This window comes from Leptolyngbya sp. FACHB-541 (assembly GCF_014695875.1).
Classification (GTDB): domain Bacteria; phylum Cyanobacteriota; class Cyanobacteriia; order Elainellales; family Elainellaceae; genus JAAUTN01.
In genome coordinates, this window is the sequence record NZ_JACJPC010000155.1 from 62,748 (window position 1) to 69,025 (window position 6,278).

At 51.6% G+C, this 6,278-nt stretch carries 6 protein-coding genes; all 6 read left to right on the forward strand.

The annotated features are described in order from the left end of the window. Nucleotides 1-6 precede the first annotated feature (6 nt). Complete coding sequence (locus H6G00_RS34505; RefSeq protein ID WP_190800175.1) at nt 7-1,131, forward strand: sn-glycerol-3-phosphate ABC transporter ATP-binding protein UgpC; 1,125 nt, start codon at nt 7-9, stop codon at nt 1,129-1,131. An 83-nt stretch (nt 1,132-1,214) separates the two neighbouring features. After that, on the forward strand, nt 1,215-2,933 hold the full coding sequence (locus tag H6G00_RS34510; protein ID WP_190800176.1) for a dynamin family protein: 1,719 nt from the start codon (nt 1,215-1,217) through the stop codon (nt 2,931-2,933). Nucleotides 2,934-3,377: 444 nt separating this feature from the next. After that, nucleotides 3,378-4,436, forward strand: coding sequence for a hypothetical protein (locus tag H6G00_RS34515; protein WP_190680635.1), 1,059 nt, complete (start codon nt 3,378-3,380; stop codon nt 4,434-4,436). 34 nt (nt 4,437-4,470) lie between these two features. Beyond that, the gene (locus tag H6G00_RS34520) at nt 4,471-5,289 is read left to right on the forward strand and encodes a hypothetical protein (RefSeq protein WP_190800177.1); all 819 of its coding nucleotides are present in this window, start codon (nt 4,471-4,473) and stop codon (nt 5,287-5,289) included. 96 nt (nt 5,290-5,385) lie between these two features. Beyond that, a complete protein-coding gene (locus H6G00_RS34525; RefSeq protein ID WP_190800178.1) occupies nt 5,386-5,775 on the forward strand; it encodes a hypothetical protein in 390 nt (129 codons plus the stop codon). A 234-nt stretch (nt 5,776-6,009) separates the two neighbouring features. Next, on the forward strand, nt 6,010-6,278 hold a 269-nt coding region (locus H6G00_RS34530), incomplete at its 3' end, for a helix-turn-helix domain-containing protein (protein ID WP_190796376.1).

Sequence of the window (6,278 nt, forward strand, 5' to 3'; positions counted from 1 at the left end):
AATGCGGTGGCTAGAGTTTATCTAGAGAAAATTACCCGACAGTTTAATGCTGTCGCTGCCGTCGAAGACATTACCTTTGAAGTTCCAGATGGGCAGTTTTGGGTTTTGGTTGGGCCGTCGGGCTGCGGTAAGTCAACGATTCTCCGAACGATCGCTGGACTGGACAACGCGACTTCGGGCAAGCTTTACATTGGCGATCGCCTGGTCAATCAGGTTCCAGCACGAGAGCGGGATGTAGCGATGGTGTTTCAAAACTATGCGCTTTATCCACACATGACGGTTGCCGAAAATTTGGCGTTTGGGCTACGGATGCGGCGATCGGATGCAACCACGATTCAGTCTAGGGTGGAGGCGGTGGCGCGATCGCTCGATATCACTCACCTTTTGGCGCGCAAACCCCGACAGCTATCGGGGGGGCAGCAGCAGCGCGTTGCTTTGGGTCGAGCGATCGCCCGTCAACCTCAAGTGTTTTTGCTTGATGAACCTCTGTCTAACTTGGATGCGCAACTGCGAGACGATACTCGCGCCGAGTTAAAGCAGCTTCATCAGCGTCTTGGTGTTACCACAATCTATGTAACTCACGATCAGGTGGAGGCAATGACGCTAGCCGACCAGATCGTTGTCCTCAATCGCGGCAAAATTCAGCAGATCAGCGATCCTCAAACCCTCTATGCCAAGCCTGCAAACCAAATGGTAGCTACGTTTGTGGGCAACCCGCCGATGAATTTGCTGCACGCCACGTATGATGGCACTCATTTTCAGGTTGAAGGACAGCCCTTACCCTGTCCCGATTGCCTTCGTCAGCAGGTTAACCTTATTGCTGGACAGCGGTATAACCTGGGTATTCGTCCTGAGCATCTTCAAATCGTGTCTGAGTTAGACCCGTCTGAGTCAAACTCGTCTAAGTCAAACAGTGGTCACCTGATGGCAGAAGTGAGTGTCGTGGAGCCTTTAGGACGAGAGATCTTGATTCGCACTGTTTTGCCTGTTGAGAGAGGAGCTGCCCCGACGCTCAATCTACAGGTGAATCCAATGCAACCTCCTCATCCAGGCGATCGCCTTTCGCTGCGGCTTGACCTGGATCAGCTTTTCGTGTTTGACCCCAGTACGGGAGATAGCTTGACGCAATAGCAACACGCCAAATGCTGCGATCGCATTCCAGAGATGTCGGTTAAGCACTGCTATCTTAGAAACGAGCTTGAAAGGAAGCAGCAATGGAACCGCCGGATCAAAGTGCCATCGAGAATCTGTTGGATCATCTGCGGGCGGCGGTGGGTTTGTTGGATGCACAAACGGCATTGCGACAGGATGTGCTGAACGTGTGCGATCGCCTCACCCATCCCACCTTTCGCATCGCGGTTTTTGGACCGTTTAACTACGGCAAATCGACGCTGTTGAATGCTTTGTTGGGAGAACGGACACTACCGATTGACCTGATTCCAACAACGGGAGCGGCGATCGCTGTTCGCTATGGCACTGAATTGCAAACGCGGATCAGGCTATTAGACGGCTCAGAAATTCAGGAAACGGGTACGAAGGTGCTGAAACGGTTTGCCATTCTCGATGACAACCGCCGAATGCGAGACGATGTGGCTGCTGTTGAGGTATTTTGTCCGCATCCCTTCCTAAAAACGGGAGTGGAACTGCTAGATTTACCGGGAACTAATGACCGAGAGGCACAGGATGCACTGGTGCGCGATCAGCTTTTGATGGCAGATTTGGTGGTGCAAGTGCTGGATGGTCGCAAACTGATGACGCTGGGCGAACGGGAAAACCTGCGGGACTGGCTGCTCGATCGTGGCATTGAGACGGTTGTGTTTGTGGTCAATTTCCTCAACCTGATGGAGCCAGACGACCAGCAGCAGGTATCTCGCCGGATGCGCTTTGTGGCGGAAAGCTTTCGGTCAAAGCTGCCTGCTGGCATCAGCAACCTTTACAGAGTTGATGCGCTGCCTGCTCTACGGGCTCGTTTGAAAGGAGATATGGCTGCTGCACAGACAGCAGGATTGCCTGCGTTTGAGAGTGCGCTTCAGGCGATCGCCCAATTCCATCAGGAGCAGCCACTCCAGGCTCGTTTGCCTCGGCTGCTGGCGATCGCCCCTCAGGTTCAGCAAGCCTTGCACCGGCAGATAGAGTCCGTTACGGCTGAAATTAACGCCAAAGTGCATTCGACTTCGGAGACGCTTGACCAGAAAGTGCAAATCAAGCAAAAAGCCCAAAAGTTAATTAAGCAAGGCTTTTCTAGCAGCTTATCTGCTGTCCAGGACTGGCTTGCACTGCCCAATCTGCTTAACCAATATCAGTTTGGGGCGACGACAGCCTTGCAGCAGTTTGAATTTAAAGATTGGGAATCGGCTGTCCTGAAGCCAGATTGGGTTGCCAAAAAGAAATCTGTGGTGGAGTGGGTTTACAAAGCCTGTGATTTCTTTGATCGCCCGCGCCCTGCTGACCTGTGGTTTGCTTTTCCAGAGGAGCCGGAGGTGATTTTGCCCGATTCCCCTCAATCCGACGCAAACGCACCCAGGCAGAAAGGGGATGTTGCACCCGTGGCGATCGCAACAGGGCTCGGTTGGGTATTGGGTGGACCAATTGGTGCAGCCGTTTTTGGCGGAGCCAGCTATCTGATTAATCAAACCAATCAAACAGATGCAAATCAACCACAGCCAGTCCGCCCGTCTAACTCTGTGGAAGATTACACAACTCAGCTCAATCAGCTTTATGGGAATGCAGCTAAGGATTACCTGAGCCGCTTCAGCAGCCTTGCCTTAACTGCCCTTCAGCAATACGAAATTGCTGCAAACGCTGTAATTGAGATGGCGATCGCTCCAGAATCCGCTCCTGCGCCAGATTTATCCCACCAGCGTCACCAGCTCAGTCTGCTTCAGTCCAGGCTAGACAACTTGAATCAAGCACTGAATCTGGTAAGGTTATGAACCTGCGGTGATTGCTTGTCTGTAGGTCTGAATCTATAGGTCTGAATTTAGTTAAAAAAACGGCATTTTGCCAAATCTTCTGCTAAATTCTAGTCATTCAAACCCTAGAGGTTAATCTCTAGAGGATGTTTGAAAGTGCTAGTTTGTAGCTCAATCCTGGGTATAGTCATGGCATTGGCAGATAACCCTTGGAGTAAACCAAGAGTTCTATCTGAATATCACAACCGTGCAAGGCGATCGTTCTATTGGTTCAGGGTGTTTATTCGCAGCAAACGTATCAGGCATAAGGTTGCACTCATCGTCTGTTGTTGGTAGGTTGTAAGTCCTCTAGTGTGTGTAGCTTAACAATAGTTTGGATTAGCCCCAGTCCAGCTTGACAAGTGTCAGCTTTTTGAAAGGGTTAACTCTTGCAGTTAACATCCATAGCCATTCTGTAGAACGTTTATGTCTCAAGATCCCAGCATCAACCAACCCCTCCTGGAAGCTTCAGGACAACCAAAACCCTCCAACTGGAATGAAGACATTCCAGTGGCTGAACCCAGCACTTTCTCGATTGACACTTACGCTGATGACCTGATGGACGAGCTGTTTGAGGAGGTCGATCACATTCTGGAGAAAGGGGTTAAGATGCCGCCTGAGACAGATAACCCAGAATATGTAGCACTTCAGCCGATCACGGTGCCAGAGATGGGGTTGCCGTCGGTGCTGGTGCCGCACCGTCAGGTAGAAGCCGACCAACTGGAGCAGCTAGAGGCAGATTTGGAATTGCTGCCGTCAGAGAGCCAGGCGGATAAGCGCTATGGATTTGGCAAATCGCTCGACCAGCTTTTGTTAATTTCAGCCTGTGCCTCTCTGGTGTTGACTGCCCTTTTAGGAATAATGCTTCAGGGGAAATGGCAGCCTGCACTCGCTCCTCAAAACTCTGTAGCTGTTGATCAGCTTTCTCAATCCGATGCCGAATTTTTAGACTATATGGAGCGATCGCTGGATGTAATCGATCGCAGAGCCACCGCCAACAACTCATCTACCACTGCCGAGATTCCGGCTCCTCCTGCTGCCACTAGTCCTACTAGCAGCAGTCAGCCCGCTCAGGCTTCGGTCCCAGAGCGAGTTTTTGTTCCGGTCTACCAACCGCCTCAAAATCTATCTTTTCCAGGATTAGGACAGCCCGCTCAGCCCGCCCAGCCTGCTCAACCGACTCAGCCTAGTCAAGTTGTTCCACCCATTCAGCCTGCAGTGCCCGCTGCTCCCGCTGCTTCTGCTCCTGCTGCGGTGGCGACCGCACCCAATATTGCCCCAACTTTGAATTACACCCTGGTAGGACTGTTGGAATTAGGCGATCGCTCTGCTGCTTTATTTGAGGTTAACGGTACGCCTCAACGCATCTATGTCGGTGAAAGTATTGGCTCAAGTGGTTGGACGCTAGTCTCTGTGCAAAACGAAGAGGCATTGATTCGGCGAAATGGAGAAGTGCGATCGGTTTATGTAGGGCAGAGATTTTAGGAATTGGGGCTAGGGATTGGGGACTAGGGGTGAGATGGAGATTTCGCGAGGATTGGCGGCATCGATGAATCTGCTGCCAGGAGTGTCGCAGATCGTGCAGGCACATCGACTGGCAGGACAGCAACACGATAATCTTTGTGGGCCTTATTGGGCGGCACTGTTGCTGCGGGTATATGCCAAGTTGAGCATCAGTACAGAGCACGCTGCTTCGCTGGCGGGTTCCGTGCTGCCGATGGGTGACCCGCTCACCTGGGTACCCAAAGGCGTGCGTCCCCGCTATGATTACGGTGTTGCTTTGCCACAAACAGACTGCATTCAGGATGCGGGAACTGCGGTCGCAGGGCTAATCGAAGCAGTTTCTAGCGCCTCTAGAGAAAAGTTCAGCCTGATTCCGCTGAAAGCAGACTGGTCAGAAAATCAGGTAGAAGCGTTAATTTTGCTCTGTCAGGAAAACCCTGACTGGCTCGCAGTGCCGATCTGTAACCTGCGAACAGGGCTCTTGTGGGGGTCGGCTTTGCCGCTTGGAGATGCGATCGCCTACCTCCAAGGCGTTGACATTCAACCCCCGTCAGCCGACTGGAACGTTGGACACTTTGTAGTATTGGCAGGCAAGATTCATGGAACTGCCCGCTCTCTGTTGATTGTGCAAGACACCTACCCTGAATTTGGTTGGGATGGCTACCACTTGCAGCCTGCGGCGGCGATCGCCGCTGCCCTCAATCGGGGTGATGGTAGTGAGGGAGGCGTGCTTTTGTTTGTCGCAACTCAATATAAAGCTGAGGTAGAAGCAAAAAGCAAGGAGAAGGGGTTTGCGATCGCCCCTTGGGATAATGGAACGCCTTGGACGGAGTAGAGATGGGGGCGTTACTGGAACTACACCAGCAGCTAATGTATCCATATTCTTATCGGACATAGATTTGGACTGCGTTTAGCGCTGAAACGGAACCTTATGAAACGAATTCGTGTGTTGTGTGCGATCGCCCTGGCGACTTTGACCCTGGGCGCTCTTTCGGCTGAAGCTCAGACTCGCTCAGATTCCTATAGGTTGGCTCAGACGAGTACTCCTCCAGTGGTCAACTTTGACCTCAACCGAGCAAAAAACTTGGCGCGTCAGGCGGCTGAGCGAGCAAATGGTGGACTGAACCAATATCGAGCTGAGCCATCAATGCATGGTCCATCTACTGACGCACCTTACGTCGAGAATTCTGACGGAAGCTGGACATTTACCTTCAGAGGTGGCGCGCCCGGTTCGTCCAATTACACGACCGAAAGCGTTGTTACGGTTAACAGTAACGGCTGGGTTATCACTGTGGATTACAACGGCCCAATTCGGAACTAGTTTATTTAGATCTCTGTGAATGGTAGCGAGGCGGAGCCTCGCTACCATTCACGCTTTAAAGAGTGGCTCATGCAGAAGATCTATGGATTGGTAATTGTTTAAACTACCTCTGAAAGATACAAGGGGCGATTCGCGAATCGCCCCTACCTGAAATTTCCTAGTTGATTTTTATACCAATTCTTCAAAGTAAGGCTACAGATGGTATAAAGCTTTTGATGGGTTCAAAGACGAAGGATGGCAGGGGTATACAAGCTAGAGATTAGTGAGAGTGAGGAAGACCTCAAAGGGTTACTGAGAGAGCAGAAAACTGCATCAGGCAAAGAACGGATACAACTGCTGTATCTGCTCAAAAGTAGGCAAGCGGCAACGATACAGCAAGCAGCGCAATTGCTTGGACGCAACCGGGTCAGCGTTCAGAAGTGGTTACGGCGCTATCGAGCAGGAGGACTCAGCGAGATGCTGGAGAAAAAGGAACCCTGCGGTCGCCCCCGTGCGATTCCAGC